Raw genomic sequence first — 24,440 nt, 5'->3', positions numbered from 1 at the left:
ATGGCCATCGAGGTCCGGATCCCGACCATCCTGCGCACCTACACGGGTGGCGAGAAGGCGGTCACCGCCGACGGTGCCACGCTGAGCGCGCTGATCGACTCCCTCGAGGCCGGCCACCCCGGCATCAAGGACCGCCTGATCGAGGGCGGCGACCTGCGGCGGTTCGTCAACATCTACATCAACGACGAGGACGTGCGCTTCATCGGCAGCCTCGAGGCCGAGCTCTCCGACGGCGACCAGGTCGTCATCCTGCCGGCCGTCGCCGGCGGCGCGCGCTGATCCGATGACCCGCTACGACAGCCTGCTCGCCTCCGTCGGCAGTACGCCGCTGGTGGGCCTTCCGCGGCTGTCGGCGCCGTTCAACACCGCGGGCGCGCCGGAGGTGCGGATCTGGGCGAAGCTGGAGGACCGCAACCCCACCGGCTCGATCAAGGACCGCCCGGCCCTGAAGATGATCGAGGACGCCGAGAAGGACGGCGTGCTCCGTCCCGGCTGCACGATCCTCGAGCCGACGTCCGGCAACACCGGCATCTCGATCGCGATGGCGGCCAAGCTCAAGGGCTACCGCACCGTCTTCGTGATGCCGGAGAACACCTCCGAGGAGCGGCGCCAGCTGCTGCGGATGTGGGGCGCCGAGATCGTCTCCTCGCCCGCGGCCGGCGGCTCCAACGAGGCCGTCCGCGTCGCCAAGCAGATCGCCGCCGAGCATCCCGACTGGGTGATGCTCTACCAGTACGGCAACGCCGCCAACGCGCTCGCCCACGAGGAGGGCACCGGTCCCGAGATCCTCGCCGACCTGCCCTCGATCACCCACTTCGTCGCCGGTCTCGGCACGACCGGGACGCTGATGGGCGTCTCCCGCTTCTTCCGCCGCGCGAAGCCCGAGGTCCGCATCGTCGCCGCCGAGCCGCGCTACGGCGAGCTCGTCTACGGCCTGCGCAATCTCGACGAGGGCTTCGTCCCGGAGCTGTACGACGCCGAGCTGATCGACAGCCGCTTCTCGGTCGGCCCCCGCGACGCCGTACGCCGGGTGCGGGAGCTGCTCGAGCTCGAGGGCATCTTCGCCGGCATCTCCACCGGCGCGATCCTGCACGCCGCGCTCGGCCAGGCCGCGAAGGCGGCGAAGGCCGGCGAGAGCGCCGACATCGCGTTCGTGGTGGCCGACGGCGGCTGGAAGTATCTCTCCACCGGCGCCTACGAGGGCACCATCGACGAGGCCGAGGACCGGCTGGAAGGCCAGCTCTGGGCGTGAGGCTCCTCCTCGGTCTCCTGCTGGCGCTCACCGGCGTCCTCGCCGTCCCGGCGGCGGCCGACGAGCTGCCGCCGCTGACCCAGGTCCAGCCGCCGTCGTTCCAGGGGAAGCGGACGTACGGCAAGGTCCTCAAGGCGCGGCCCGGTGCGTGGGCGCCGGCGCCGGAGCGGGTGAGCTACCAGTGGCTGCGCGACGGCGTCCCCATCCCGGGGGAGGTCCGCCGCAAGCACGAGGTCGCGCCCGAGGACGTCGGGCACCGGCTCGACGTCGTGGTGGTCGTCGGCGCGACCGGGTACGCCGACACCGCGACCCAGGTGCGGGTCGGGAAGGTCAAGCACCGGGTGAAGGTGCGCCGGACCGTCCGCTACAGCGTCCGCACCCGCGGCGGCGTCGGCGGCGTGGACGTCGCCGACTTCCGGCGCCTCGCCCAGGAGACGTACGACGATCCGCGGGGCTGGCGCGCCAAGGGTGTGCGGTTCAAGCAGGTCAAGCACGGCGGCGCGTTCACGCTCTGGCTCAGCGAGGCGCGGCTGGTGCCGTCCTTCTCCCGCTCGTGCAGCACCCAGTGGTCGTGCCGGGTCGGCCGCAACGTCGTGATCAACGTCGACCGCTGGCGCGGCGCGTCACCGGCCTGGAACCGGGCCGACCGCTCGCTGCGGGACTACCGCCACATGGTCGTCAACCACGAGACCGGCCACTGGCTCGGCTACGGCCACGCTTCGTGCCCCCGCCGCGGCGCGCCCGCGCCGGTGATGATGCAGCAGTCGAAGGGCACCGGCGGCTGCCGCTTCAATCCCTGGCCGACGCCCGCGGAGCTCCGCCGCCGCTGACCTCGTCACTTCCAGGCGAGGTCCTGGGCGGCGTCCCACAGGCTGCCGGGGACGGCGTCGACGCCGAGGATGTCGAGGCTGACGTTGGCGACCTCGCCGTTGCGGATCGGCTGGGGGTCCGCCTTGGCGTTGGGGCGGCTGCGGCCGGGGGCGGCGCGGTGGGGGTTGATGGCGTACAGGTCGGCCCGGTCGACGCCCGCGCCCCAGATCGCGAACGGCACGCGGTAGTCCTCGCGGTTCTTCTTCCACACGTGGTTCTTCGTGCCGGGTACGCCGCCGTGGTCGGAGGTCAGCACGATCACGGTCGACGTGCGCAGCGACGGCGAGGACTCGACCTGGGCGATGATCGTGCCGATCAGCTTGTCCATCTTCGCCACGGCGCGCAGGTACTTCGGCGTCATCCAGCCGAACTTGTGGCCCATCTGGTCGGGTTTGCCGAGGTGGACGAACGAGAACGACGCGGGGCTGGTGGCGAGGTCGTCGCGCAGCGCCTTGACGACGGCGCCGTTCTTCTCGACCTGGATGACGTTCTTGTCGACCGCCTTGGGCCAGGACCGCTCGAACAGCCAGAACTTCGACTTGGTGGCGTACACGGCGGTCGTGCCGCCCGCGGCGTGGACCTGCGTGAACACCGAGTCGACGTCGTGGCCGGCGGCCTGCTGCACGGTCTTGGTCACCGTGTCGTCGTTCCAGGTCACGCCGTGCCCGCCCTTGCCGGCCTTGATCCGGCGGCCCGTGACCATGCTGGTGTGGTTGGGCAGGGTGATCGTCAGCTCCAGCTGGGCGCGGGCGTTGACCGTGCCGGCGCCCTCGTCCTTGATCAGCCGGTGCAGGTTCGGCGTACCCGCCCGGCCCAGCTTCTTCAGCGCGCGCGGGTTGAGCCCGTCGACCGAGATCGCGATCACGTGCTTGTCGTTGATCGTGCGGGCCGCGACGTCGGCCGAGACCGGACGGGTCGGGTCGGTCGGGGCCAGCAGGAAGCCGGCCAGCACCGCGGCGAGCACGACGACGGCGGCCAGGACGGGACGAACACGAAGCGAGGTCACCCGCTCACCCTACGACGTGATCTGGGTCCCGGAATGACGACCACGACCACCCCGACGCCGTACGCTGAGCGGGTGCGGCACCTGGACCACCCCGACCTCCGCGTCGACGTCGACGCCCCGATCGGGATCTTCGACTCGGGCTTCGGGGGTCTCACCGTGGCTCGCTCGGTCATCGACCAGCTGCCCCACGAGTCGATCACGTACGTCGGCGACACGGCCCGCCAGCCCTACGGCCCGAAGCCGATCGGCGAGGTCCGCGAGTACGCCCTCGAGTGCCTCGACCACCTCGTCCACCAGGGCGTGAAGGCCCTCGTCATCGCCTGCAACTCCGCGAGCGCGGCGATGCTCCGCGACGCCCGCGAGCGGTACGACGTCCCCGTGGTCGAGGTGATCTACCCGGCCACCCGGCGCGCCGTCGCCGCCACCCGCAACGGCCGGATCGGCGTCATCTGCACCCGCTCGACCGCCGAGTCGATGGCCTACGACGACGCCTTCGCCGCCGCTCCCCAGCTCTCCCTCACCACGCGGGCCTGCCCGCGCTTCGTCGACTTCGTGGAGGCGGGGGTGACCGGCGGCGACGAGCTCATCGCCGTCGCCCACGAGTACCTCGACCCGCTCACCGAGCTCGACGTCGACACCCTGATCCTCGGCTGCACCCACTACCCGCTGCTGACCGGCGTCATCTCCTACGTGATGGGCGACGACGTCACGCTGGTGAGCAGTGCGGAGGAGTGCGCCAAGGACGTGTACCGGATGCTGGCCGACACCGGCCTCATGCGGCCGACCGGCGTGCCGTCGTACTCCTTCGCGACGACGGGCTCGCCGGCGGAGTTCGAGACGATCGGGCGACGGTTCCTCGGGCCCGAGCTCGTGGCGGCAGGACAGTTCGCAGGGGGTGTGCGTTGACAGGTGACAGCATCGACGCCGGGGTCGCGCCGGCGACGACGGCGCTGCGGGTGCCGCCGGCGGAGCGCTCGGTGAAGGTGACGGTCGTCGGCTGCTCGGGCTCCTATCCCGGCCCCGACTCGCCCGCGAGCTGCTATCTGGTCCAGGCCACCGACGCGCTGCGCACCTGGAGCCTCGTGCTCGACATGGGCAACGGCGCGCTGGGCGCCCTGCAGCGCTACGTCGACCCGCTCCAGGTCGACGCCGTCTTCATCAGCCACCTGCACGCCGACCACTGTGTCGACATGACCAGCTACTACGTGCTCCGCAAGTACCATCCCACCGGCACCCAGCCGAAGATCCCCGTCTGGGGGCCCAAGGGCACCGCCAAGCGGCTCGCCAAGGCCTACGACCTGCCCCGCAAGCCCGGCATGCGCGAGGAGTTCTCGTTCCGCGTCTACGGCGACCCGATCGAGATCGGACCCTTCCGCGTCGAGCCTTACGAGGTCGACCACCCGGTGCCGGCGTACGGCCTGCGGGTCTCGGCCTTCGACAAGGTCCTCGCCTATAGCGGCGACACCGGCCCCACGCCGGCTCTGCTCGACATCGCCGCTGACGCCGACCTGTTCCTCTGCGAGGCGTCCTTCCGCTCCTGCGACGAGAACCCCCCGAGCCTCCACCTCACCGGCGCCGAGGCCGGCGAGGTCGCGACCAAGGCCGGCGTGAAGCGCCTCGTCGTCACCCACGTGCCGCCGTGGCACGACGCCCAGACCATGCTCACCGAGGCCGCCGCGGCGTACGACGGGCCGACCGAGCTCGCCGCGCAGGGGACGGTCTACGAGCTCTGAGGCTCGTCACGGTACGACGATGGTCGCGGTCGTGTGCCTCGTTGCGCCCTTGCGCAGACGGTCGTCGCAGGTCACCAGGGTGGCGTCGAGGCTCTCTGCCAAGGCCAGGTAGGTCGCGTCGTAGGCAGTCAGGTTGTCGCGGAGCGCCCACATCCGGGGCAGCAGGTCGTCGATCGCCCAGCGCCGCGCCGGGAACACCGCGAGATCCTCGAGCGCGGCGACAGCACGTTGCGGGTCAATCTGCTGGCTGCGTGCCCAGCCGCGCAGCACGGACGCCGTCTCGACTACGGCCAGATGGGGGAGATGCAGGTCGCCGGCATGCGGTGAGAGCTGGCCGTCGATCGCAGCCGCCCGTGGCGTGTTCGCGACCAGCTCGGCGAGAGCCGACGCATCGACGACAGCGGTCACCGGTCGCGGTCGGCCCGGACCAGGTCGGCTGCGCTCACGTCGGGTGACGTGGCGCCGCGCAGCCGGACGCGGTCGAGCCATTCCTCGTAGGTCGGCTGTGCGGCGGTCCGCGCGAGCTCCGACCGCACATAGTCGGACAGGCTCATTCCCTTCCGTGCGGCGCGCTCCTTGAGGATGCGGCGCAGGTCGTCGGACACATTGCGGACCTGAAGCGTCGACATGCGATTCAGTCTACCTGCATGTCGATTGCATGTGCTCCGCGGTCGGCAGCCGTACCGTCACGTGGAGTCCGCCGCCGGTTCGCGGCTCCAGCGCCAGCGTGCCGTCGTGCGCCTCGGCGATGCTGCGGACGATGGCCAGCCCGAGGCCGACGCCGGCGTGGTCGGCGCGGACCCGGCCGGTGCCGCGCTGGAAGGGCTCGACGAGCGTGGGGACCAGTTGCGGTGGGAGCTCCTTGCCAGTGTTCTCGACGATCACGGTGGGCGGGTCGACGCTGGTCGTAACCCGGACGGCACCGCCGGCGGGCAGGTTGTGGACGATCGCGTTGTGCACGAGGTTGGTGATCAGCTGCAGCAGGAGGGCGTACGAACCGGTGGCTACGGCCTGCTCGCCGGCGGTCTCGACGGTGGTGCCGCGCTTCTCGGCGAGGGGAAGGAGTGTCTCGGTGGCCTCCTCGGCGACCAGTGACAGGTCGACGGGCTCGCGGGCGAAGGAGCGCTGGTCCGCCTTGCTGAGCAGGAGCAGTGCCTCGGTGAGGTCGATAGCGCGGGTGTTGACGGCGTGGAGTCGCTCGATGAGCTCGCCGTCGTCGTGGTTCGGGTCGCTGCGCGCGACCTCGAGCAGGGTCTGCGTGACCGCGAGTGGGGTGCGCAGCTCGTGGGAGGCGTTGGCCGCGAACCGCTGCTGCTCGGCGACCTGCGCCTCGAGCTTTCCCAGCATGGTGTCGAAGGCGTCGGCGAGTTCGCGGAACTCGTCCTTGCGGCCCTCCAGGTGGATCCGATGGGCGAGGGATCCGCGGCCGGCTCGGCGGGTGGCGTCGGTGATCCGGGTCAGGGGAGCGAGCATCCGCCCGGCCAGCGCCCAGCCGCCGACCAGGCCGAACAGCAGCACGAAGCCCAGCATGAGGGCGGCCTTCGGCACGAAGGCGGCCTCGAGATCGGACCGGCTGGGGACGTTGGGACCGGGGCGGCCGTCCTGCCCGGGCAAGAAGACGTTCTCCGGCACATAGCGCAGGAGGAACACCCACACGACGGCCAGGAGCAGGAACGCGGCCACCACGAGGAAGCCGGCGTAGCTGAGGGTGAGCTTGAGGCGGACGCTCAGTCCGGGCGGCCTAGCCACGCCGGTCCTCGGCAGGCGGTCCGGCGTCGATGCGGTAGCCCACGCCCGGGACGGTCGCGATCACCCAGGGCTCGCCGAGCCGCTTGCGCAGCGCCGAGACGGTGATGCGGACGGCGTTCGTGAACGGGTCGGCGTTCTCGTCCCACGCCCGCTCCAGCAGCTCCTCGGCGCTGACGACCCCGCCCTCGGCGGCGACGAGGACCTCCAGGACGGCGAACTGCTTGCGGGTGAGAGCGACGTACCGGCCGTCGCGGTAGACCTCGCGACGGAACGGGTCGACGCGCAGCCCGGCGATCTCCCGCACCGGCGGCCTGCTGTGGGCGCGCCGGCGGTCCAGGGCGCGTAGCCGCAGCACGAGCTCGCGCAGCTCGAACGGCTTGGTGAGGTAGTCGTCGGCGCCGAGCTCGAACCCGGACTCCTTGTCGTCGAGGCGGTCGGCGGCGGTGAGCATGAGGATCGGCATGCCGCTGCCGGACGCCACGATCCGCTCGGCGACCTCGTCGCCGGACGGGCCGGGGATGTCACGGTCCAGGACCGCGATGTCGTAGACGTTGACGCCGAGCAGCTCCAGCGCCGTGTCCCGTCGCCGGCGATGTCGGCCGCGATCGCCTCGAGGCGCAGGCCGTCGCGGATGGCGTCGGCCAGGTAGGGCTCGTCCTCGACGATCAGCACACGCATGGTGACCACGATGCTAGGCGGCCGGCGCATATCGCGGACGTATCGAAAACCGCATACGGCCCGGCAACGCCGCGCTTCCTTGACTGGTCGCATGTCCCCGAGCACCGCGACCCGCACCGCCGTACGCCGACCGCGACCGTCGTCCCCACGGTCGTTCCCGTCGCTGTCCCCGCCGTCGGCGCTGGCGGTCCTGGCCGTCGTGGCCGTCGTGGCCGTCGTGGCCGTGCTGCTCGCCGCGGTGATCGGCCTGCAGTCCACGACGGGACACTCCGCCGGGTCCCCCTACGACGACGACCCCGCGATCGCCCGGCTCGACCCGGCCCTGCGCGACGCGCTGCGGCGGGCGACCACGGCCGCGGCCGGCGACGGCGTCGTGCTCCACGTCAACAGCGGCTGGCGGTCCCCGGAGCACCAGGCGCGGCTGCTACGCGAGGCCGTGAAGGAGTACGGCTCCGCGGAGGAGGCCGCGCGCTGGGTCGCCACGCCCGCGACCTCCCCGCACGTCGCGGGCGACGCGGTGGACATCGGCGGGAGCGGCGCCACGGCATGGCTGTCGGCCCACGGTGCGGCGTACGGGCTGTGCCAGATCTACGACAACGAGCCCTGGCACTACGAGCTGCGGCCCGCGGCCGTCGCCGGCGGCTGCCCCGAGCGGTACGCCGACCCCACCCACGACCCGCGGGTGACCTCGTGACGGGCGCCGCCATCACGGCGTACGGATGCGAGCCGGACGAGGCGGCGCTGTTCCGCCGGCTGGCGCCGCGCCACGGCCTGACCCCGACCATCACCGCCGCCGCGGTGTCCGAGGCGACGGCCGCGCTCGCGAAGGGGCGCCGCTGCGTCAGCGTCGGGCATCGCACGCCCGTCACACCGCCCGTGCTGCGCGCGCTGGAGCGGGCCGGCGTCCGGTACGTCTCGACGCGCAGCGTCGGATACGACCACATCGACGTCGACTACGCCGCGAGCCTCGGCATCACCGTCGGGAACGTCGACTACGCGCCCGACGGCGTGGCCGACTACACGCTGATGCTGATCCTGATGGTGCTGCGCCACGCGCGATCCACCGTCCGTCGTGCCGACGTCCACGACTACCGCCTCGCCGACGGGCGCGGCCGCGAGCTGCGCGACCTGACCGTCGGGGTGGTCGGGACCGGACGGATCGGGTCGGCCGTGATCACCCGGCTGCGCGGGTTCGGCTGCCGCGTGCTGACCCACGACCACCGCCCGGCGAGCGGCACCGAGCACACCTCGCTCGACGACCTGCTCCGCCGCAGCGACGTGGTCACCCTGCACACGCCGCTGGAGGCCGGCACCCACCACCTCCTGGACCGGCGTCGGATCGCCCGGCTCAAGGAGGGCGCCTGCGTCGTCAACACCGGGCGCGGGCCGCTCGTCGACACCGCCGCGCTCCTCGCCGCCCTGGAGGCCGGGCGCCTCGGCGGTGCCGCGCTGGACGTCCTCGAAGGGGAGCAGGGCGTCTTCTACGCGGACTGCCGGGACCGGGTCCTGGACGACGCGCTGGTGCGGCTCCAGCGCCTGCCGAACGTCCTCGTCACACCCCACACCGCCTACTACACCGATCGCGCGCTGAGCGACACGGTCGAGCACTCGCTCATCAACTGCAGGGAATTCGAGAGGCAGGAGTCAGCATGGATCGGCTGAAGGTCGGCATCCTCTTCGGGGACTGTCCGAGGAGCACCCCATCTCCGTGAAGTCCGCCCAGGAGGTGCTGGCCCACCTCGACCGGGAGCGGTACGAGCCGATCCTCGTCGGGATCACCGAGGACGGCGGCTGGCGGCTGTGCGAGAGCCCGGCAGGCGTCTGGGACGCGGGACCGTCCCGGCCCGTCGTGCTGTCCCCGGACCGGGACGTCCACGGCCTGCTGCTGCTCGAGGACGGACGCCACGAGGCGCTCCGGCTGGACGTCGTCCTGCCGGTGCTGCACGGCAGGTTCGGCGAGGACGGCGCGATCCAGGGCCTGCTCGAGCTCGCCGGCATCCCCTACGCCGGCTGCGACATCCAGAGCTCGGCGCTGTGCATGGACAAGTCGCTCGCCTACGTCGTCGCCGGCCACGCGGGGATCGCGACGCCGGCGTTCCGGGTCGTCGACGCGGGGGAGGAGATCGACCCGGACCTCCTCTCGTACCCGGTCTTCGTCAAGCCCGCCCGCTCGGGATCGTCCTTCGGCGTCAGCAAGGTCGAGGGTCGCGCGGAGCTGGCCGCCGCGATCGCCACGGCCCGGCGGTACGACGCGAAGGTGCTGGTCGAGGAGGCCGTCGCCGGCAGCGAGGTGGGCTGCGCGATCCTCGGCACCGGCACCGACCTGATCGCCGGCGAGATCGACCAGATCGGCCTGTCGCACGGCTTCTTCCGGATCCACCAGGAGAGCGAGCCGGAGCGCGGGTCCGACAACGCCACCGTCACCGTCCCCGCCGCTGTCCCCGCCGCGACCAGGCAGCGGATCCGGGACCGTGCGAAGGACGTGTACCGGGCCCTGGGCTGCCGCGGCCTGGCACGGGTGGACCTGTTCCTGCAGGACGACGGGACGATCGTGCTCAACGAGGTCAACACCTTCCCCGGGCTGACGTCGTACAGCCGCTACCCGCGGATGATGGCGGCCGCCGGGCTGTCCCTGTCCGAGGTGATCGACCGGACCATCGCGCTGGCCCTGGCCGGGAGCGGGCGATGACGGGCGAGTTCGTCTTCGTCGACGAGCACGTGCCCGGGATCCGCTGGGACGCCAAGTACGCCACCTGGGACAACTTCACCGGCCGCCCCGTCGACGGCTACCTGGTGAACCGGATCGTCGGCACCCGAGCGTTGTGCACCGCCCTCGGCCGCGCGCAGCGAGAGGCGGCACGCCTCGGGTTCGGCCTGCTCCTGTGGGACGGCTACCGCCCCCAGCGCGCCGTCGACCGCTTCCTGCGCTGGTCGACCGAGCCCGAGGACGGCCGCACCAAGGCGCGCCACTACCCGCGCCTGGACCGCGTCGCGATGTTCGAGCAGGGCTACGTCGCGACCCGGTCGGGGCACAGCCGCGGGAGCACCGTCGACCTCACCCTCTACGACCTGGCCACCGGCGAGCTCGCGCCCATGGGCGGTGGCCACGACCTGATGGACGCCGTCTCCCACCACGGGGCGAGCGGTGTCTCCGGGGTCGCGGCCGAGAACCGCCGGCACCTGCGCTCCGTCATGGAGTCCTGCGGGTTCGGCTCCTACGAGTGCGAGTGGTGGCACTACACGCTGACCGACGAGCCCTACCCGAGCACGTACTTCGACTTCCCGGTCGGCCGGCTCACTCCGCAGGGTGACCCGCGTCCCGGATCGTCAGCGCGATCTGGACCCGATTGGTGGTCTCCAGCTTCTCGAACAGCTTCGACACGTGCCCCTTGACCGTGGGGACCGACAGGTGGAGCTCGGCGGCGATCTCGGCGTTCGACAGCCCCCGGCCGACGGCGCCGGCGACGTCGAGCTCGCGCTCGGTCAGCCGGTCCAGGCGGCGCTGCGCCTCGGCGGCGCGGCCGTCGCCGGACTCGGTGCGGACCCGCTGGATCAGGGTGCGGGTGACCGACGGGGACAGCATCGGGTCGCCGGCGGCGACCTTGCGGAGGGCGGCGACGATCTCCGAGGGAGCGGTGTCCTTGAGCAGGAAGCCGTCGGCGCCGGCGGCGAGCGCGCCCACGACGTAGTCGTCGGCGTCGAAGGTGGTCAGCACGATCACCCGCGGGGGATGGGGGTCCGCGTGCAGCAGGCGGGTCGCGGCGAGGCCGTCGAGGACGGGCATCCGGATGTCCATCAGCACGACGTCCGGCGTCAGCTCGCGGGCGAGGGCGATGCCCGCGCGGCCGTCCGCCGCCTCGCCGACGACCGCGATGTCGGCCTGCCCGCCGAGCATGAGGGTCAGCGCGGAGCGCACCAGCGGGTCGTCGTCGACGACGATGACGCGGATCTGCTCGGTCATGAGGCCTCCTCCTGCTCGGTCGCCCACGGTAGCCAGGCGCGCAGCACGAACAGGTCGGCCCCCGAGCGGTCGGAGGCCTGCTCGATGCCGTGGGCCAGGGTGCCGCCGCGCAGCTCGGTCCGCTCGGCGAGGCCCACCAGGCCCAGGCCGGCGCCGGGCGTGCGGGTCGGGCCGAAGCCGAGGGCGTTGCGCAGCACGACGTCGACGCCGTCGTCGGGGGAGCCGCCGACCCGGATCCGCAGCGTGGCCGCGGGAGCGTGCTTGCCGGCGTTGGTGATGCCCTCCTGCACGATCCGGTACACCGTCCGGCCCACCGCGTCGGGGAGCTCCTCGCCGGCGGCCAGCGCATCGTCGTACTCGATCGCGGCGCCGGCCGCGCGGGCGTCGGCGACGAGCGCGCCGAGGTCGCGGTACGTCGGCTGCGGGCCCGTGAGCGGACCGGCTCCGTCGGCGTCCCGGAGCACCCCCAGCACCTCGCGCAGGTCGGTGAGCGCCTCGTGGGCCTTGGCCTGGATGACCGCGACGCTGCTGCGCATCTGGTCGGCGGAGAGGTCCTCGCGGAAGGTCAGGGCGCCGGCGTGCATGGAGATCTGGGAGATCCGGTGGGCGAGCACGTCGTGCATCTCGCGGGCGATCCGGGCCCGCTCGTTGGAGCGGGCCTGCGAGGCGCGCAGGTCGCGCTCGGCCTCGGCGTTCTCGGCGCGCTGGCGCAGCGTCCACAGCAGCTCGCGACGGGAGCCGATGTACATGCCCCACGCGAGGATCGCGGCGACGACGACGACGGTGAAGGTGGCGGTCAGCCACCAGGGGTCGACGTCCTGGCTCGGCTGGATGAGGTAGTAGAACCAGCTCAGGACGATATTGAGCAGGCCGATCGTGATGATCTGCCCCCAGCGGCGACGGGTGGCCAGGGACACCGTGGCGAGGGAGGCGGGACCGGCCGAGAGCGAGCTGAACGGGGCCATCAGGACGGTGACCACCGCGACCGCGAACGGCCATCGGCGGCGGAAGGCCACCAGGACGAAGGAGAGCAGGCCGAGCACGAGGTCGGCCCAGAACAGCGACGGGTGCCGCTCGATCTGGGCATCCATGATCGGGACCCACACCACCAGGCCGATGGCGGCGGCGAGGAGGTAGCGCCAGACCTGGCTGTACCAGCGCAGGCGCGGCTGGTAGTCGTCGGGCGTGGGCGCGTGCATGATCCGAGGCTAGGGCCTGGCGAGGAGGCCTCGGCAGCGCCCCGGGACCGGAGCGACACCTACTTTGGTCGGGTCGACTCGCGACGCGGGTTCGATGTGCGGAGGCGTCTCGTGGGGCAGGCTGGGGGTCATGATCACAGTCGATCGACTCACCGTCTCCTACGGCGCGTTCACCGCCGTCGACGACGTCAGCTTCGTCGCCCAGCCCGGCCGGGTCACCGGCTTCCTCGGGCCGAACGGCGCTGGCAAGTCGACCACCATGCGAGTCATGGTGGGGCTCACGCCGCCCACGCACGGCCGGGTCACCATCGGTGGCCTGGACTACCACGACATCCCCAACCCCGGGCGCCACGTCGGCGTACTGCTGGACGCCTCGGCGCAGCACGCCGGCCGCACCGGCCGGGAGATCCTCACCATCGGCGCGAAGACGATGGGCCTGCCGGACACCCGGGTCGACGAGCTCCTCGAGCTCGTCGGGCTGACCTCCTCGGAGGCCAAGCGCCGGCTGCGCAACTACTCCCTCGGCATGAAGCAGCGCCTCGGCATCGCCCACGCGCTGCTCGGCGACCCCTCCGTCCTCATCCTCGACGAGCCCGCCAACGGCCTGGACCCGGCCGGCATCCGCTGGATGCGCGGCCTGCTCAAGGGGTACGCCGACCGCGGCGGCACCGTGCTGCTGTCCAGCCACCTGCTGCACGAGGTGGAGCTGATCGCCGACGAGATGATCCTCATCGGCCACGGCCGGATCGTCGCCCAGGGCGACAAGAAGACGCTGCTGGCCGCGGCCGGCGACGGCGCCGCGATCACGATGGTGACCTCCCTCGACAACGCCACGCTCGGCGCCGCCCTCGAGCGGGCCGGTCACGTGGTCGAGGCCGCCGGGGACGGACTCAAGGTGAACGCCACGACCGAGCAGGTCGGCCGGGCCTCGCTCGAGGCGGGGGTCGTGCTGACCGACCTCCGCTCCGGCGGCGCCGGCCTGGAGGATCTCTTCCTCGAGCTGACCTCCGCCACGGCCCGCGAGGGCGTGGCGGCTTCCACGACGACCCAGGAGGTGCAGTGATGACTGCTCCCGCCCAGCCCGCCCTCACCCTGGACGTCAGCGACACGCCCCGGACCCCGTTCCTGCGCCTGGTCGGCGTCGAGGTCCGCAAGACCTGGGACACCCGGGCCGGCGTCTGGCTGCTCGGCACCATCGTCGCCATCACCGCGATCGCCATGGTGATCTTCTTCGCCATCGCGGACGCCGACGACCGGATCTTCGGCAACTTCGTCGGCTTCTCCGCGACGCCGCAGAGCTTCCTGCTCCCGGTGCTCGGCATCCTCCTGGTGACCACCGAGTGGTCGCAGCGCACCGCGATGGTCACCTTCGCCCTGGAGCCGTCGCGCACCCGGGTGATCGCCTCCAAGGTGGTGGCCGCGCTCATCTGGGGGACCGGAGCCTTCGTGGCGGCGATCGTGATCGCGACCCTCTTCACCCTGGTGGGAGGGGCCGACGACAAGTTCGCCGACGCGACGCTGACCGTCTTCCTGCTCTTCTTCGTCCTCCAGCTGATGACCATCCTGCAGGGCCTCGCCTACGGCCTGATCCTGCTGAACACGCCCGCGGCCATCGTGGTGTTCTTCGTGCTCCCGATCGCGTCGTCGATCATCTTCGGATCGATCAGCGGTCTGCACGACGCCGCTCCCTGGCTCGACCTGGGGACCGCGCAGAGCCCGCTGCTCGAGGGTGACTTCGACCTGAGCGGGCAGGACTACGCGCAGCTCGGCACCGCGATGCTGATCTGGATCGTGCTGCCGTTCGTCGCCGGCTGGTTCCGGGTGATGCGCGCCGAGGTGAAGTAGCACCCACCCCGGCCGTAGAACGCACGCCCACAGGTGGTGCCTGCTGTGCGCGCACGTTCTTCACCGAAGGTTGCCGGACACGTCACCGTGGCGGAGCCTGCCCGTAGCCGGCTCCGCCACGGTTGCGTCGTGGGCAACGGATACCTGCGGTTCGCCGCCCTCGGCGACAGCACCACCGTCGGCCTCGGGGACCCGGTCCCCGGAGGCGGCTGGCGGGGGTGGGCCCGGCTGCTGGCCGAGTCGCTGCGGGCGTCGTACGACGTCTCCTTCTGCAATGTCGCCAGCTCCGGCGCGACCGCGACGGTCGTCCGCGAGCGGCAGCTCGACGAGGCCCTGGCCCACCGGCCGGACCTCGCGTCCCTGCTCGTCGGCGTCAACGACACGCTCCGCTCCACCTGGGACCCCGACCGGCTGCACGCCGACCTCGACCGGGTCGCCGGCGCCCTGGTCGCCGGCGGCGCCACGCTGATGACCGTCCGCTGGCACGACCACGCCGCCCTGCTCGGGCTGCCGCGGGTGCTCGTCCGGCCGATGGCGGAGCGGATCGCCGTCGTCAACGAGGTGTACGACGACCTCCACACGGCGTACGGCGGTCTCCGGCTCGACCTCGCGCTGATGCCCGAGGTGCTGGACCGCGCCTGCTGGTCCATCGACCGCTTCCACCCCTCCGAGGTCGGGCACCGCGCGCTGGCCCGCGCGTGGGGGGAGCGGCTGCAGGCGGCCGGCCTCGACTTCCCGCTGCCGAGCCTCGAGCCAGGCGGCGGCTGCCCGCCGAGCTGGCGCCGCGACGTCGCCTGGATGGTCACTGAGGGCGCGCCGTGGTTCGGGCGCCGGGCCCGCGACCTGGGCCCGTGGGCGGTACGGCGGGCGTGGGCGGTCGCTCGGTAGGTTGCTCCCCATGAACACCCGTGAGGACGGCCGCGCCGACGACGACCTGCGCCCGATCAAGATCACCCGCCACTGGCTCGACCACCCCGCCGGCTCGGTGCTGGTGGAGTTCGGCCGGACCCGCGTGCTGTGCGCGGCGTCGGCCTCCGAGGGGGTGCCGCGGTGGCGCAAGGGCTCCGGGCTCGGCTGGGTCACCGCCGAGTACGCCATGCTCCCCGCCTCCACCAACACCCGCTCCGACCGCGAGTCGGTCAAGGGCCGGATCGGCGGCCGCACCCACGAGATCAGCCGCCTGATCGGCCGCTCGCTGCGCGCGATCATCGACGACAAGGCGCTCGGCGAGAACACCATCCAGATCGACTGCGACGTCCTCCAGGCCGACGGCGGCACCCGCACCGCCGCCATCACCGGCGCCTACGTCGCCCTCGCCGACGCGTGCGCCAAGCTCGGCGTCCCCCGCGCGCTCACCGGCTCGGTGGCCGCCGTCAGCGTCGGCATCATCGACGGCGTACCCCGCCTCGACCTGCCCTACGTCGAGGACGTGCGCGCCGAGACCGACATGAACGTCGTGATGACCGGCGAGGGCACGTTCGTCGAGGTCCAGGGCACCGCCGAGGGCGCCGCCTTCGACCGGGCCGAGCTCGACGCGCTGCTCGCGCTCGCCGAGAAGGGCTGCGCCGACCTCACCCGCCTGCAGCGGGAGGCCCTGTCCTCGTGAGGGTGCTCGTCGCGTCCCGCAACGCCAAGAAGCTGGAGGAGATGCGCCGGATCCTCGCCGAGCACCTGTCCTCGGTCGAGGTGGTCGGCCTCGACGACGTCACGCCCTTCGACGAGCCGGTCGAGGACCAGCCGACCTTCGAGGGCAACGCCCTGCTCAAGGCCCGGGCCGGCGTCGCCGCCACCGGCCTGCCCACCCTCGCCGACGACTCCGGCCTGTGCGTCGACGCCCTCAACGGCATGCCCGGCGTGCTCTCCGCCCGCTGGTCCGGCCCACCACTGGGCTCGAAAGAGGGGCAGGACGAGCGCAACAACGAGCTGCTGCTCGCCCAGCTGCACGACGTCCCCGACGAGCGCCGTACCGCCCACTTCGCCTGCGCCGTCGCCGTCGTCCACCCCGACGGCCGTGAGCTCGTCGTCGAGGGCCGGATGGACGGCCGCGTCATCCGCGAGGTGCGGGGCACCGGCGGCTTCGGGTACGACGTCCTCTTCGTCGCCGACGAGCGCCCCGGGCTCACGACCGCCGAGCTGACCCGCGAGGACAAGGACGCGATCTCCCACCGCGGCCGGGCGCTGCGCGAGGTGGCGCCGCTGGTCGCGCAGCTGCTGGGCTGAGTGCAGCAGACATCGGTGCGCCCGGCGGGATTCGAACTCGCACTGAACAGGACCTAAACCTGCCGCCTCTACCGTTGGGCTACGGGCGCTCGGCCGTGAGTCTAGTGACCGCGCTCCCCGGGCCGTTGCCCAAGACCGCCGGCAGCGCGAGGATGCGCTCATGTCCCTGACCCTCGACGAGCTGGTCCCGATCTACGAGGACCTCCACCGCCACCCCGAGCTCGGCCGCCAGGAGCACCGCACGGCCGGCATCGTCGCCGACCACCTCCGCGCCCTCGGGTACGACGTCACGACCGGCGTGGGCGGGACGGGTGTCGTGGCCACGCTCGAGCGGGGCGCGGGGCCGACGGTGCTGCTGCGGGCCGACATGGACGCACTGCCCGTGGAGGAGGCGACCGGGCTGCCGTACGCCAGCACCGCCACGGCGACCGGCGCCGACGGGACCGAGACGCCGGTGATGCACGCGTGCGGCCACGACATGCACACGACCTGCCTGCTCGGCGCGGCGGCCGCGCTCGCCGGGGACGGCCGTTGGGAGGGCCGGCTGCTGCTGGTGTTCCAGCCCGACGAGGAGGGCGGGGGCGGTGCTCGCGAGATGGTCGCGGACGGGCTGTTCGAGCGGTTCGGGACGCCGGACGTCGTGCTCGGCCAGCATGTCGCGCCGGTGCCGGTCGGGGTCCTCGGCGTCCGCCCGGGGGCCGCGTTCGCGGCGTCGGACACGCTGCGGGTCACGCTCCACGGCGCGGGCGGCCACGGGTCGCGGCCGGAGGCCACGGTCGACCCGGTGGTGCTGGGCGCCGCGGTGGTCCAGCGCCTGCAGACCGTGGTGTCCCGCGAGGTGGCCGCCGCCGAGACCGTGGTCGTCACCGTCGGCTCCTTCCACGCCGGCACGGCCGCCAACGTCATCCCGGACCGCGCGGTCCTCGGCCTGAGCATCCGCACGGCCGACCCGGACGTGCGGGCGAAGGTGCTGGCCGCCGTCGAGCGGATCGTCCGCGGGGAGGCCGCGGCCGCCGGGGCGCCGAGGGAGCCGGAGATCGAGGTCGTCAACACCTTCCCGGCCGTCGTCAACGACGCCGCCGCGTGCGAGCGGATCCGCGAGGCGTTCGCGGAGGAGGGCCGCTGGGTCGTGGTCGACCCGGGACCGGTCACCGGCAGCGAGGACGTCGGCATCCTGGCCGAGGCGGCCGGCGCGCCGTGCGCCTACTGGCTGCTCGGCGGCGCCGACCCGGCGCTGTTCGCGAGCGCCACCTCGGTCGAGGAGATCCGCCGCGTGGTCGACGACCTGCCGTCGAACCACTCGCCCCGCTACGCGCCGCTCGCCGGCCCCACGCTGGAGTCGGGGGTGGCGGCGCTGGTCGCGGCCGCGCGCTCGTTCCTCGCCGCCGACCGCTCGACCGCCCCGGCGTAGGCGTAGACGCACAGCAGCGCCACGAGCGGCCACACGAAGCCGAGCACGACCGAGGGCACCACGTTCAGCACCACGAACGGCAGCGGCACGACGACGAACAGCAGCGCCGCGACCACGGCGCCGATCGTGGTCAGCAGGAGCAGTCCGAGCGCCAGGACCGGGACCAGCGTGCCGAGGGAGTGCCGGACCAGCCGGATGCTGCGGGGGAGGCCGGCGAGGCCGGCCCGCTGCTCGAGCACCACCACCGGCACCAGCAGCACCGCGGCGGCCAGCACGACCAGCGCGAGCGGGGCCAGCACGATCGAGCCGCTGAGCAGGACGATCAGCACGGCGGCCACCACCACCGCGGGCGCGCCGGCCGCGAGCCGCCGCACGCTCTCGGCGTACGCCGACCGGAGGTCGACGCGCGCCTCGAGCCCCTCGGCGTCGAGGGTCCGCAGCAGCACCGCCAGCGCGCCCGCCGAGACCGGCAGGGACAGCACGCCGAGCAGCAGCGCGATGCCCCCGACCCAGCCCGGCACGGCCGTGGCGACGGTGACGCCCTGCAGCACCGCGGCCAGGACGTTCAGCACGGCGGGTGGCGCGATCGCCCGCGCGAGGAGGGCGGGCCGCTCCCGCAGCAGCGCCAGCGACGCGGCCACGACCTGGCCGCTGGACCGCTGCCTCCGCAGGGGAAGGCTGGTCGTCGCCCAGGACGTGCGCCGGACCAGCCAGCCCACCACCAGCAGCGCCGCGACCAGGACGGCGATGCCGCGCCACGGGTTGTCGACGTAGCGGCGGAACAGGTCGCTGCCGTCGCCGACCAGGCCGCAGTAGGTCTCGGCGACCGCACTGCCGCTGACCGCGGCACCGGGCACGGTGATCGAGGACGCGCGGGCCGTCGCCGACCAGGTGAACGGCTTGGTCCACGCCTGCTTGCGGTTGGGCCCCGTGGGGCCGTCGTAGAACCGCTTCGCGCCGAGCTCGCCGTAGTGGCCCTCGTAGGCGATCCAGGGGTAGGCCTCGCGCGCCAGCGCCGGGTCGGAGGGGATCGACCGGACCTGCGGCCGTACGACGTCGTGCGGGCCGACGGTCGTGTCGCAGCCGAAGCCGGTGGCGGCGCTGTTGCCCATGAAGACGCCGGCCGAGAACTGGCTGGCGTGCGAGCCCGCGGACACGTACACGCGCGGGTGCGTCTCGTCCTCGAGCTCCAGCTTGGCGCTGCCCCAGGCCGCCTTCTCGGCGCCGTAGTGCTGGGAGTAGACGGCGAGGTCCGGTTCCATCCCCTCGGCCAGCGCGGTCGCCGCGTCGGGCGCCTCGAACTCGAGCTGGATCCGCTCCCAGTCGCCCTCGTGCTTGTTGTTGTAGTCGTTGAACGCGTAGAAGAAGAAGTACATGAGGGCGATCCGGTCGCCCACGCCCCGCTCGGTGGCGACGTGCGCGTAGATCACCGGCTCGCTGCCCCGCCACTGGCGCTTGGCCCAGCGCTCGTAGTCGCACCCGGGCGCGAGCGGGTTGCCGGGCAGGTCGAGCTGGTAGCCCGGCAGGCCGGCGGCGATGTCGTCGGCGGACGGCGCGACCCGCACCAGGTCCCGCGGGGTCCACGGCCCGCGCAGCGCGACCGTGGGGTTGTCGAAGAGCACCTCGACGTCGCTGGGCGGGTACGGCTCGCCGGGGCCGCAGGCCTCCTCCTGGTGCACCAGCATGAGGACCGGCGCGAACCGCTCGGCGAGCGTCGCCTCCGCCGCCGCGGCGGCAGCCGGGTCGTCGCCGGGGTCGTCCCCTGGCTCGTCGGCGCGCGCCGGCGCGCCGCCGAGCAGGCAGAGCACGAGCGCGGCGAGCAGCAGCCCGAGGGCCCGCCCGCCCACTCAGCTCACTCCGTCCACTGCCAGGTGCTGAGGATGTCCTTGAACTTGTCGAGCACGTCGTCGTCGCCGTCCTTGAGCGACACGGTGATCGAGTAGCCCTTGTCGCCGCTGATCACGAGGTACGAGCGCTGCGCGACGTCGATGCCGTTGTCGTTGGTGCGGCTGATGTCGACGCCGAGCGCGGTCTGGCCGCCGATCCGGGTGTCGGCGATGTCGACGGTGGAGGCGGACGTGTCGCCCGAGGTGAGCGCCGTCTTCCAGTCGTCCTTCAGGTCGTTCGGGTCCTCGCTGCCGTACGACGACTGGGTCTCCACGATCACGTTGCCGCGCGCGGTGTTGAAGGTCGTGCCCCAGATGAAGACCCGGTCGAGGGTGGACAGGCCGGGGTTCTGCTCGGTGAACTCGTCGGTGCCGTCGGTCCAGCCCTTCGGCAGCTGGGCGGTGTAGCCGTTGCCCTCGACGTCCGGGCCGCCGAGGTCGGGGACCTTGCTGCCGTCGTCGGTCGGGCCGTCGGTGCTGTCGGTGCCGCCGGTATCGCCGGTCGTGGTCTCCGACGACGGGTCGTCCGCCTTCTTGTCCTTGCCGCTGTTGGCCACGGCGATGATGCCGATGATGCCCGCCACGACCACGACCAGCGCGACGGCGATCGCGCCGACGATGAAGCCGGTGTTGCCCTTGCGCGGCGGGGTCGGCTGGGTCCACCCCGGTCCCGGAGCGGAGTACGACGGCGGTCCCGGCTGGTGCGGCGGCGACATGATCGGCTGCTGCGGCGAGACGGCGGCCGACGGGACGGGGGACTGCAGGGGCGGCTGGATCGGCGACTGGATCGGCGACTGGATCGGCGACTGGATCGGCGACTGCAGCGGCGGCTGGGTGGGGGCGGTGCCGCCGGGACCGTACGCCGGCGGGGCCGCCGTACCCGCGTCGGGGTCGAGCCCGGCGACGAGGGAGTCGGGCACCTTGCCGAGGGCGAACCCGAGCACGGCGACCGCCCACTGGCAGCCGCGGACGTCGGCGCTGCCCCGGTCGCGCGCCAGCCGCTGTCCCGCCGACTCGACGGCGTCGGCCGGGTTGGCGCCGCTGTCGAGCATCGTGACGAGCCCGTCGAGCGCACCCAGCCGCACCGCGTCGGTCAGCAGATTGATCGTGCCGCTGGAGGCCTGGCCCTCGTCGAGGTAGTCGTCGAGGGAGCCGCGGAACGCCGCCGCGTCGCGGAACAGCTCATGGCCGTGGTCGCGGGCGAGCTCGGCGAGCGACTGGTGCAGCTTCATCGGGTGTCCTTCGGGTCCGGAGGAGGGTCAGGCGGACGGAGCGGCGAGGCCCAGGTCCTTGCGGAGCTTCGCCACGTGCCCGGTCGCTTTGACGTTGTACTGCGCCAGCTCGATCCCTCCGTCGGTGCCGACGACGAAGGTGGAGCGGATGACGCCCTCGACGACCTTGCCGTAGAGCTTCTTCTCGCCGTAGGCGCCGTAGGCCCGGTGCACCGCCAGCTCGGGGTCGGAGAGCAGCGTGATGGTGAGACCGTCGCGCTCGCGGAACTTCGCGAGCTTCGTCGTGATGTCCTTGGAGATGCCGACGACGGTGTAGCCCGCCGCCTGGAGCGAGTCGAGGGAGTCGGTGAAGTCGCATGCCTGCTTCGTGCACCCCGGTGTCATCGCCGCCGGGTAGAAGTAGACGATCACCTTCCGGCCCTGCTCCAGGAGGTCGTAGAGGTCGACCTCGCCGCCCTGGTCGGAGGCGAGGGAGAAGTCCGGCGCGCGGTCGCCGGGGGACAGCCTGGCCTGGTCGCTCATGAAAAGAGTTCTCTCCTGGTCACATGGTGTTGTTGCAACGGCAATGCAATAAGGTGATGGTTGCTCGTGACCATCTAACTACCCCGGTGCCGGGCGACCGAACACTGGACCGAGTACAGGAGCAACCATGCACGTTCCTGACGGCTTCCTCGACGCTCCGACGTCCGTGGCGACCGGCGTCGTCGCCGCGGTGGGCGTCGGCGTCGCGCTGCGGAAGGCGCGGGCCGAGCTCGACGACCGGACCGCCCCGATGGCCGGCCTGGTGGCCGCCTTCGTCTTCGCGGGCCAGATGATCAACTTCCCGGTCGGCGCCGGCACCAGCGGCCACCTGCTCGGCGGCGCGCTCGCCGCCGTGCTCGTCGGCCCGTGGACGGGAGCGCTGTGCATCAGCGTCGTGCTCCTGGTGCAGGGCCTCTTCATGGCCGACGGCGGGCTGACCGCGCTCGGCACCAACATCACGCTGATGGCGCTGGTCGGCGCCTTCGTCGGGTACGGCGTCTTCCGGCTCGTGCTCGCCGTGCTGCCCCGCCGGCTCGGCTCGGTGCCGGTCGCCGCGGCGGTCGGCGCCCTCGTCTCGGTGCCGGTCGCCGCCACGGCGTTCACCCTCCTGTTCGCGATCGGCGGCACCGCCGACGTCGCCGTCGGCAAGGTGCTCACCGCGATGGTCGGCTGGCACCTCGTCATCGGCGTCGGCGAGGCGATCGTCACCGGCCTGGTGGTCAGCGCGGTCGTCGCCTCGCGGCCCGACCTCGTCTACGGCGCCCGCGGGCTCGCGCGTCGTACCTCCCTGCGCACCGAGGAGGTCGCAGCATGAGCACCCGTCGCCTCCTCCTCGCCGGGCTCCTGGTCGCGCTGCTCGTGGCCGGCGTCGGCAGCTACTACGCCAGCAGCCACCCCGACGGCCTGGAGTACGTCGCCGGCAAGACCGGCTTCATGGACTCGGCGGAGGACCCGGTCGACACCGGCAGCCCGTTCGCCGACTACGGCACCAAAGGTGTCGACAACGAGCGACTCAGCGGGGGGATCGCGGGCGTGGCGGGCGTGGCGCTGACCCTGCTGATCGGTGGAGGGCTCTTCTGGGTCCTCCGGCGTCGCGGTGGCTCCGTGGGCGATGTCGCGTCCACGGAGCCACCGGTGACCGCCGACCTGGGCTGAGGAGACATGGGAGCCGGGCACGGGCACCGACTGCACTACCACGGTCACTCCGTGGTGCACCGCGCGCCGGCGCACCTGAAGATCCTGCTCCTGCTCGGCTTCGTCCTGACCGTCGTCGCGACGCCGCGCGAGTGGTATCCCGTCTTCGGCGGCTACCTCGCCCTGCTGCTCGGGGTCGTCCTGCTGTCCCGGGTGCCGCTGACCTACCTGCTGCCGCGGATGGTCGTCGAGGTCCCCTTCCTGGTCTTCGCGGCGCTGATGCCGTTCGTCGCCGAGGGGCCGCGGGTGGCCGTGCCGATCGGCGGGTGGGAGCTCAGCCTGTCGGAGTCCGGGCTGACGGCCGCCTGGGGCCTGGCCGTCAAGGGCACCCTCGGCGTGCTGGCCTCGCTCACCCTCGCCGCGACGACGGAGCCGGCCGACGTGCTCCGCGGCCTGCAGCGGCTGCGGATGCCCGACCTGCTCGTGCAGATCATGGGCTTCATGATCCGCTACCTCGACGTCGTCACCGGCGACCTCGGGCGGATGGTCACGGCCATGCGCTCGCGCGGGGTCGACCCCCGGTCGCCGCGGCACTGGCCGGCGCTGGCGCGTACGCTCGGAGCGCTGTTCGTGCGGTCCTACGAGAGGGGGGAGCGGGTGCATCTGGCCATGCTGTCCCGGGGGTACGACGGAAAGCTCCCGGAGGCCGTGCAGTGACCCCGGTCCTCGAGGTCCGCGACCTCGCCTTCGCCTATCCCGACGGCCACCAGGCCCTGTTCGGCGTCGACCTCCACGTCCACCAGGGCGAGCGGGTCGCGCTGCTCGGCCCCAACGGCGCCGGCAAGACCACCCTGGTGCTGCACCTCAACGGGATCCTGTCCGGCGAGACCGGCCACGGCGAGGGGAGCGTCGCGGTCAGCGGGCTGCCGGTCACCAAGAGGAACCTGCTGGAGATCCGGCGCCGGGTCGGGGTCGTCTTCCAGGACCCCGACGACCAGCTGTTCATGGGCTCGGTGCGCGCCGACGTCGGCTTCGGCCCCGCCAACCTCGGCCTCAAGGGGCCGCGCTCGAGAGGCGGGTGATGGACGCGCTGGAGCAGGTCGGCATGGCCGCCTTCGCCGACCGGCCGCCCCACCACCTCTCCTTCGGCCAGCGGCGCCGGGTCGCGGTCGCCACCGTGCTCGCCATGGAGCCGGAGATCCTCGTGCTCGACGAGCCCAGCTCGAACCTCGACCCCGCCTCGCGCCGCGAGCTCGCCGACATCCTGCGCAGCCTCGACGTGACCCTGCTGATGGTCACCCACGACCTGCCCTACGCGCTCGAGCTGTGCCCCCGGTCGGTGGTGCTCAGTGCCGGGCGCGTCGTCGCCGACGGGTCGACGTACGAGATCCTGACCGACGACGCCCTGATGCATGCCCACCGGCTGGAACTCCCGTGGGGATTCGATCCCCGCACGATCAGCATTGATAGCCTGCCCGGGTGAGTGAGACTCCCTCTGACATCGAGCGCGAGATCGAGGAGGCCCGTGAGCGCCTCGCGGGCACGATCGACCAGTTGCTGTACCGCTCGCACCCCAAGACCATCGTCAGCCGCGAGGTCGCCCAGGTGAAGGCGTACTACGTCGACCCCGCCACCGGCGAGCCGCGCACCGACAACATCCTCAAGACGGTCGGTGGCGTCGTCGGCGTGATCGCCCTGTTCGTCGTCCTGCGCAAGATCACCCACTGAGCCTGCGTCGAGGT

Annotated in this window: 29 protein-coding genes, 1 tRNA gene and 2 pseudogenes; 21 read left to right on the top strand and 11 right to left on the bottom strand. The window is 72.6% G+C overall.

Annotated features, from left to right (window positions below):
• From FIV44_RS05625 to FIV44_RS05615, 3 genes are read left to right on the top strand one after another with little or no spacing between them, the layout of a single operon-like run.
• Complete coding sequence (locus FIV44_RS05625) at nt 1–279, top strand: MoaD/ThiS family protein (RefSeq protein WP_141003593.1); 279 nt, start codon at nt 1–3, stop codon at nt 277–279.
• A 4-nt stretch (nt 280–283) separates the two neighbouring features.
• Nucleotides 284–1,252, top strand: coding sequence for a PLP-dependent cysteine synthase family protein (locus FIV44_RS05620; protein ID WP_141003592.1), 969 nt, complete (start codon nt 284–286; stop codon nt 1,250–1,252).
• Entirely contained in the window at nt 1,249–2,082 is an 834-nt protein-coding gene (locus FIV44_RS05615) for a DUF3152 domain-containing protein (RefSeq protein ID WP_181411012.1), read from the top strand. The genes FIV44_RS05620 and FIV44_RS05615 overlap by 4 nt, the downstream gene beginning before the upstream one ends.
• A gap of 5 nt (nt 2,083–2,087) precedes the next feature.
• Here FIV44_RS05615 and FIV44_RS05610 read toward each other — a convergent pair whose 3' ends face one another.
• Nucleotides 2,088–3,128 carry an alkaline phosphatase family protein gene (locus FIV44_RS05610; protein WP_141003591.1) on the bottom strand — a complete coding sequence of 347 codons (1,041 nt, stop codon included), beginning with the start codon at nt 3,126–3,128 and terminating at the stop codon, nt 2,088–2,090.
• Between the two features lie 33 nt (nt 3,129–3,161).
• Between FIV44_RS05610 and murI the strand changes: the two genes are divergently transcribed.
• Nucleotides 3,162–4,034: a glutamate racemase gene (murI, locus tag FIV44_RS05605; RefSeq protein WP_141003590.1), complete on the top strand. Its 873-nt coding sequence runs from the start codon at nt 3,162–3,164 to the stop codon at nt 4,032–4,034.
• The gene (locus tag FIV44_RS05600; protein ID WP_246086829.1) at nt 4,031–4,861 is read left to right on the top strand and encodes an MBL fold metallo-hydrolase; all 831 of its coding nucleotides are present in this window, start codon (nt 4,031–4,033) and stop codon (nt 4,859–4,861) included. Before murI ends, FIV44_RS05600 begins: the two co-directional genes overlap by 4 nt.
• A gap of 6 nt (nt 4,862–4,867) precedes the next feature.
• Here FIV44_RS05600 and FIV44_RS05595 read toward each other — a convergent pair whose 3' ends face one another.
• The 4 genes and pseudogenes from FIV44_RS05595 to FIV44_RS05580 form a co-directional block, all read right to left on the bottom strand.
• A complete protein-coding gene (locus FIV44_RS05595) occupies nt 4,868–5,269 on the bottom strand; it encodes a type II toxin-antitoxin system VapC family toxin (protein ID WP_219996308.1) in 402 nt (133 codons plus the stop codon).
• On the bottom strand, nt 5,266–5,490 hold the full coding sequence (locus tag FIV44_RS05590; protein WP_141003588.1) for a FitA-like ribbon-helix-helix domain-containing protein: 225 nt from the start codon (nt 5,488–5,490) through the stop codon (nt 5,266–5,268). Before FIV44_RS05590 ends, FIV44_RS05595 begins: the two co-directional genes overlap by 4 nt.
• A gap of 10 nt (nt 5,491–5,500) precedes the next feature.
• A complete protein-coding gene (locus tag FIV44_RS05585; protein WP_141003587.1) occupies nt 5,501–6,610 on the bottom strand; it encodes a sensor histidine kinase in 1,110 nt (369 codons plus the stop codon).
• A pseudogene (locus FIV44_RS05580) lies at nt 6,603–7,288 on the bottom strand (response regulator transcription factor). Before FIV44_RS05580 ends, FIV44_RS05585 begins: the two are co-directional and overlap by 8 nt.
• A 91-nt stretch (nt 7,289–7,379) precedes the next feature.
• Between FIV44_RS05580 and FIV44_RS31135 the strand changes: the two are divergent.
• The 4 genes and pseudogenes from FIV44_RS31135 to vanX all read left to right on the top strand — a co-directional run bounded on the left by FIV44_RS31135 (nt 7,380) and on the right by vanX (nt 10,681).
• Entirely contained in the window at nt 7,380–7,982 is a 603-nt protein-coding gene (locus FIV44_RS31135) for a M15 family metallopeptidase (protein ID WP_219996307.1), read from the top strand.
• Nucleotides 7,979–8,950, top strand: a complete 972-nt coding sequence (locus FIV44_RS05570) for an NAD(P)-dependent oxidoreductase (protein ID WP_246086828.1) — start codon at nt 7,979–7,981, stop codon at nt 8,948–8,950. Before FIV44_RS31135 ends, FIV44_RS05570 begins: the two co-directional genes overlap by 4 nt.
• A pseudogene (gene vanA, locus FIV44_RS05565) lies at nt 8,938–9,977 on the top strand (D-alanine--(R)-lactate ligase). The gene FIV44_RS05570 and the pseudogene vanA overlap by 13 nt, the downstream one beginning before the upstream one ends.
• Nucleotides 9,974–10,681 (top strand): D-Ala-D-Ala dipeptidase VanX, encoded by a 708-nt coding sequence (gene vanX, locus FIV44_RS05560; RefSeq protein ID WP_141003584.1) that lies wholly within the window; start codon nt 9,974–9,976, stop codon nt 10,679–10,681. The pseudogene vanA and the gene vanX overlap by 4 nt, the downstream one beginning before the upstream one ends.
• Here vanX and FIV44_RS05555 read toward each other — a convergent pair.
• Both FIV44_RS05555 and FIV44_RS05550 read right to left on the bottom strand, forming a co-directional pair.
• A complete protein-coding gene (locus tag FIV44_RS05555; protein ID WP_141003583.1) occupies nt 10,584–11,249 on the bottom strand; it encodes a response regulator in 666 nt (221 codons plus the stop codon). The genes vanX and FIV44_RS05555 overlap by 98 nt on opposite strands.
• Nucleotides 11,246–12,448, bottom strand: a complete 1,203-nt coding sequence (locus FIV44_RS05550; protein ID WP_141003582.1) for a sensor histidine kinase — start codon at nt 12,446–12,448, stop codon at nt 11,246–11,248. The genes FIV44_RS05555 and FIV44_RS05550 overlap by 4 nt, the downstream gene beginning before the upstream one ends.
• Before the next feature lie 130 nt (nt 12,449–12,578).
• Between FIV44_RS05550 and FIV44_RS05545 the strand changes: the two genes are divergently transcribed.
• The 5 genes from FIV44_RS05545 to rdgB all read left to right on the top strand — a co-directional run bounded on the left by FIV44_RS05545 (nt 12,579) and on the right by rdgB (nt 16,513).
• Nucleotides 12,579–13,511, top strand: coding sequence for an ABC transporter ATP-binding protein (locus tag FIV44_RS05545; RefSeq protein WP_141003581.1), 933 nt, complete (start codon nt 12,579–12,581; stop codon nt 13,509–13,511).
• The gene (locus tag FIV44_RS05540) at nt 13,511–14,293 is read left to right on the top strand and encodes an ABC transporter permease (protein ID WP_141003580.1); all 783 of its coding nucleotides are present in this window, start codon (nt 13,511–13,513) and stop codon (nt 14,291–14,293) included. Before FIV44_RS05545 ends, FIV44_RS05540 begins: the two co-directional genes overlap by 1 nt.
• A 129-nt stretch (nt 14,294–14,422) precedes the next feature.
• Nucleotides 14,423–15,181 carry an SGNH/GDSL hydrolase family protein gene (locus FIV44_RS05535; RefSeq protein WP_141003579.1) on the top strand — a complete coding sequence of 253 codons (759 nt, stop codon included), beginning with the start codon at nt 14,423–14,425 and terminating at the stop codon, nt 15,179–15,181.
• 10 nt (nt 15,182–15,191) lie between these two features.
• A complete protein-coding gene (gene rph / locus FIV44_RS05530; protein WP_141003578.1) occupies nt 15,192–15,899 on the top strand; it encodes a ribonuclease PH in 708 nt (235 codons plus the stop codon).
• A complete protein-coding gene (gene rdgB, locus FIV44_RS05525) occupies nt 15,896–16,513 on the top strand; it encodes an RdgB/HAM1 family non-canonical purine NTP pyrophosphatase (RefSeq protein WP_141003577.1) in 618 nt (205 codons plus the stop codon). Before rph ends, rdgB begins: the two co-directional genes overlap by 4 nt.
• Before the next feature lie 16 nt (nt 16,514–16,529).
• On the opposite strand, the gene FIV44_RS05520 is transcribed toward rdgB, so the two are convergent.
• Nucleotides 16,530–16,602: transfer RNA gene (locus FIV44_RS05520), tRNA-Leu, on the bottom strand.
• A 71-nt stretch (nt 16,603–16,673) separates the two neighbouring features.
• Here FIV44_RS05520 and FIV44_RS05515 point away from each other — a divergent pair.
• Nucleotides 16,674–17,924 carry an amidohydrolase gene (locus tag FIV44_RS05515; RefSeq protein ID WP_141003576.1) on the top strand — a complete coding sequence of 417 codons (1,251 nt, stop codon included), beginning with the start codon at nt 16,674–16,676 and terminating at the stop codon, nt 17,922–17,924.
• On the opposite strand, the gene FIV44_RS05510 is transcribed toward FIV44_RS05515, so the two are convergent.
• The 3 genes from FIV44_RS05510 to bcp are packed head-to-tail and all read right to left on the bottom strand — an operon-like array spanning nt 17,822 to nt 21,564.
• A complete protein-coding gene (locus FIV44_RS05510; RefSeq protein WP_141003575.1) occupies nt 17,822–19,771 on the bottom strand; it encodes a hypothetical protein in 1,950 nt (649 codons plus the stop codon). The two genes, FIV44_RS05515 and FIV44_RS05510, sit on opposite strands and share 103 nt — an antisense overlap.
• Before the next feature lie 5 nt (nt 19,772–19,776).
• Nucleotides 19,777–21,042 (bottom strand): hypothetical protein, encoded by a 1,266-nt coding sequence (locus FIV44_RS05505; protein WP_141003574.1) that lies wholly within the window; start codon nt 21,040–21,042, stop codon nt 19,777–19,779.
• Nucleotides 21,043–21,069: 27 nt separating this feature from the next.
• Nucleotides 21,070–21,564, bottom strand: coding sequence for a thioredoxin-dependent thiol peroxidase (bcp, locus tag FIV44_RS05500; protein ID WP_141003573.1), 495 nt, complete (start codon nt 21,562–21,564; stop codon nt 21,070–21,072).
• 127 nt (nt 21,565–21,691) lie between these two features.
• Between bcp and FIV44_RS05495 the strand changes: the two genes are divergently transcribed.
• The 6 genes from FIV44_RS05495 to FIV44_RS05480 are packed head-to-tail and all read left to right on the top strand — an operon-like array spanning nt 21,692 to nt 24,426.
• The gene (locus tag FIV44_RS05495; protein ID WP_219996306.1) at nt 21,692–22,378 is read left to right on the top strand and encodes an energy-coupling factor ABC transporter permease; all 687 of its coding nucleotides are present in this window, start codon (nt 21,692–21,694) and stop codon (nt 22,376–22,378) included.
• Nucleotides 22,375–22,719, top strand: a complete 345-nt coding sequence (locus tag FIV44_RS31130) for a PDGLE domain-containing protein (RefSeq protein WP_219996305.1) — start codon at nt 22,375–22,377, stop codon at nt 22,717–22,719. Before FIV44_RS05495 ends, FIV44_RS31130 begins: the two co-directional genes overlap by 4 nt.
• A 6-nt stretch (nt 22,720–22,725) precedes the next feature.
• On the top strand, nt 22,726–23,415 hold the full coding sequence (gene cbiQ, locus FIV44_RS05490; RefSeq protein ID WP_141003572.1) for a cobalt ECF transporter T component CbiQ: 690 nt from the start codon (nt 22,726–22,728) through the stop codon (nt 23,413–23,415).
• The gene (locus FIV44_RS31875; RefSeq protein WP_246086827.1) at nt 23,412–23,780 is read left to right on the top strand and encodes an energy-coupling factor ABC transporter ATP-binding protein; all 369 of its coding nucleotides are present in this window, start codon (nt 23,412–23,414) and stop codon (nt 23,778–23,780) included. The genes cbiQ and FIV44_RS31875 overlap by 4 nt, the downstream gene beginning before the upstream one ends.
• Entirely contained in the window at nt 23,780–24,181 is a 402-nt protein-coding gene (locus tag FIV44_RS31870) for an energy-coupling factor ABC transporter ATP-binding protein (RefSeq protein WP_246086826.1), read from the top strand. The genes FIV44_RS31875 and FIV44_RS31870 overlap by 1 nt, the downstream gene beginning before the upstream one ends.
• On the top strand, nt 24,178–24,426 hold the full coding sequence (locus FIV44_RS05480; protein WP_141003571.1) for a DUF3618 domain-containing protein: 249 nt from the start codon (nt 24,178–24,180) through the stop codon (nt 24,424–24,426). The genes FIV44_RS31870 and FIV44_RS05480 overlap by 4 nt, the downstream gene beginning before the upstream one ends.
• Nucleotides 24,427–24,440 lie beyond the last annotated feature (14 nt).

Origin of the sequence: Nocardioides humi (assembly GCF_006494775.1) — a bacterium.
GTDB lineage: Bacteria > Actinomycetota > Actinomycetes > Propionibacteriales > Nocardioidaceae > Nocardioides > Nocardioides humi.
The sequence above is the reverse complement of the archived record's forward strand: the minus strand, read 5'-3'. Positions and strand labels throughout refer to the sequence as shown.

Coding starts and splice junctions, on each gene's coding strand:
- FIV44_RS05625 (WP_141003593.1), top strand. CDS start 1: ATGGCCATCGAGGTCCGGATCCCGACCATCCTGCGCACCTACACGGGT.
- FIV44_RS05620 (WP_141003592.1), top strand. CDS start 284: ATGACCCGCTACGACAGCCTGCTCGCCTCCGTCGGCAGTACGCCGCTG.
- murI (WP_141003590.1), top strand. CDS start 3,162: ATGACGACCACGACCACCCCGACGCCGTACGCTGAGCGGGTGCGGCAC.
- FIV44_RS05590 (WP_141003588.1), bottom strand. CDS start 5,490: ATGTCGACGCTTCAGGTCCGCAATGTGTCCGACGACCTGCGCCGCATC.
- FIV44_RS31135 (WP_219996307.1), top strand. CDS start 7,380: ATGTCCCCGAGCACCGCGACCCGCACCGCCGTACGCCGACCGCGACCG.
- vanX (WP_141003584.1), top strand. CDS start 9,974: ATGACGGGCGAGTTCGTCTTCGTCGACGAGCACGTGCCCGGGATCCGC.
- FIV44_RS05555 (WP_141003583.1), bottom strand. CDS start 11,249: ATGACCGAGCAGATCCGCGTCATCGTCGTCGACGACGACCCGCTGGTG.
- FIV44_RS05550 (WP_141003582.1), bottom strand. CDS start 12,448: ATGCACGCGCCCACGCCCGACGACTACCAGCCGCGCCTGCGCTGGTAC.
- FIV44_RS05545 (WP_141003581.1), top strand. CDS start 12,579: ATGATCACAGTCGATCGACTCACCGTCTCCTACGGCGCGTTCACCGCC.
- FIV44_RS05540 (WP_141003580.1), top strand. CDS start 13,511: ATGACTGCTCCCGCCCAGCCCGCCCTCACCCTGGACGTCAGCGACACG.
- rph (WP_141003578.1), top strand. CDS start 15,192: ATGAACACCCGTGAGGACGGCCGCGCCGACGACGACCTGCGCCCGATC.
- FIV44_RS05515 (WP_141003576.1), top strand. CDS start 16,674: ATGTCCCTGACCCTCGACGAGCTGGTCCCGATCTACGAGGACCTCCAC.
- FIV44_RS05505 (WP_141003574.1), bottom strand. CDS start 21,042: ATGAAGCTGCACCAGTCGCTCGCCGAGCTCGCCCGCGACCACGGCCAT.
- bcp (WP_141003573.1), bottom strand. CDS start 21,564: ATGAGCGACCAGGCCAGGCTGTCCCCCGGCGACCGCGCGCCGGACTTC.
- FIV44_RS05495 (WP_219996306.1), top strand. CDS start 21,692: ATGCACGTTCCTGACGGCTTCCTCGACGCTCCGACGTCCGTGGCGACC.
- FIV44_RS31130 (WP_219996305.1), top strand. CDS start 22,375: ATGAGCACCCGTCGCCTCCTCCTCGCCGGGCTCCTGGTCGCGCTGCTC.
- cbiQ (WP_141003572.1), top strand. CDS start 22,726: ATGGGAGCCGGGCACGGGCACCGACTGCACTACCACGGTCACTCCGTG.
- FIV44_RS31870 (WP_246086826.1), top strand. CDS start 23,780: ATGGACGCGCTGGAGCAGGTCGGCATGGCCGCCTTCGCCGACCGGCCG.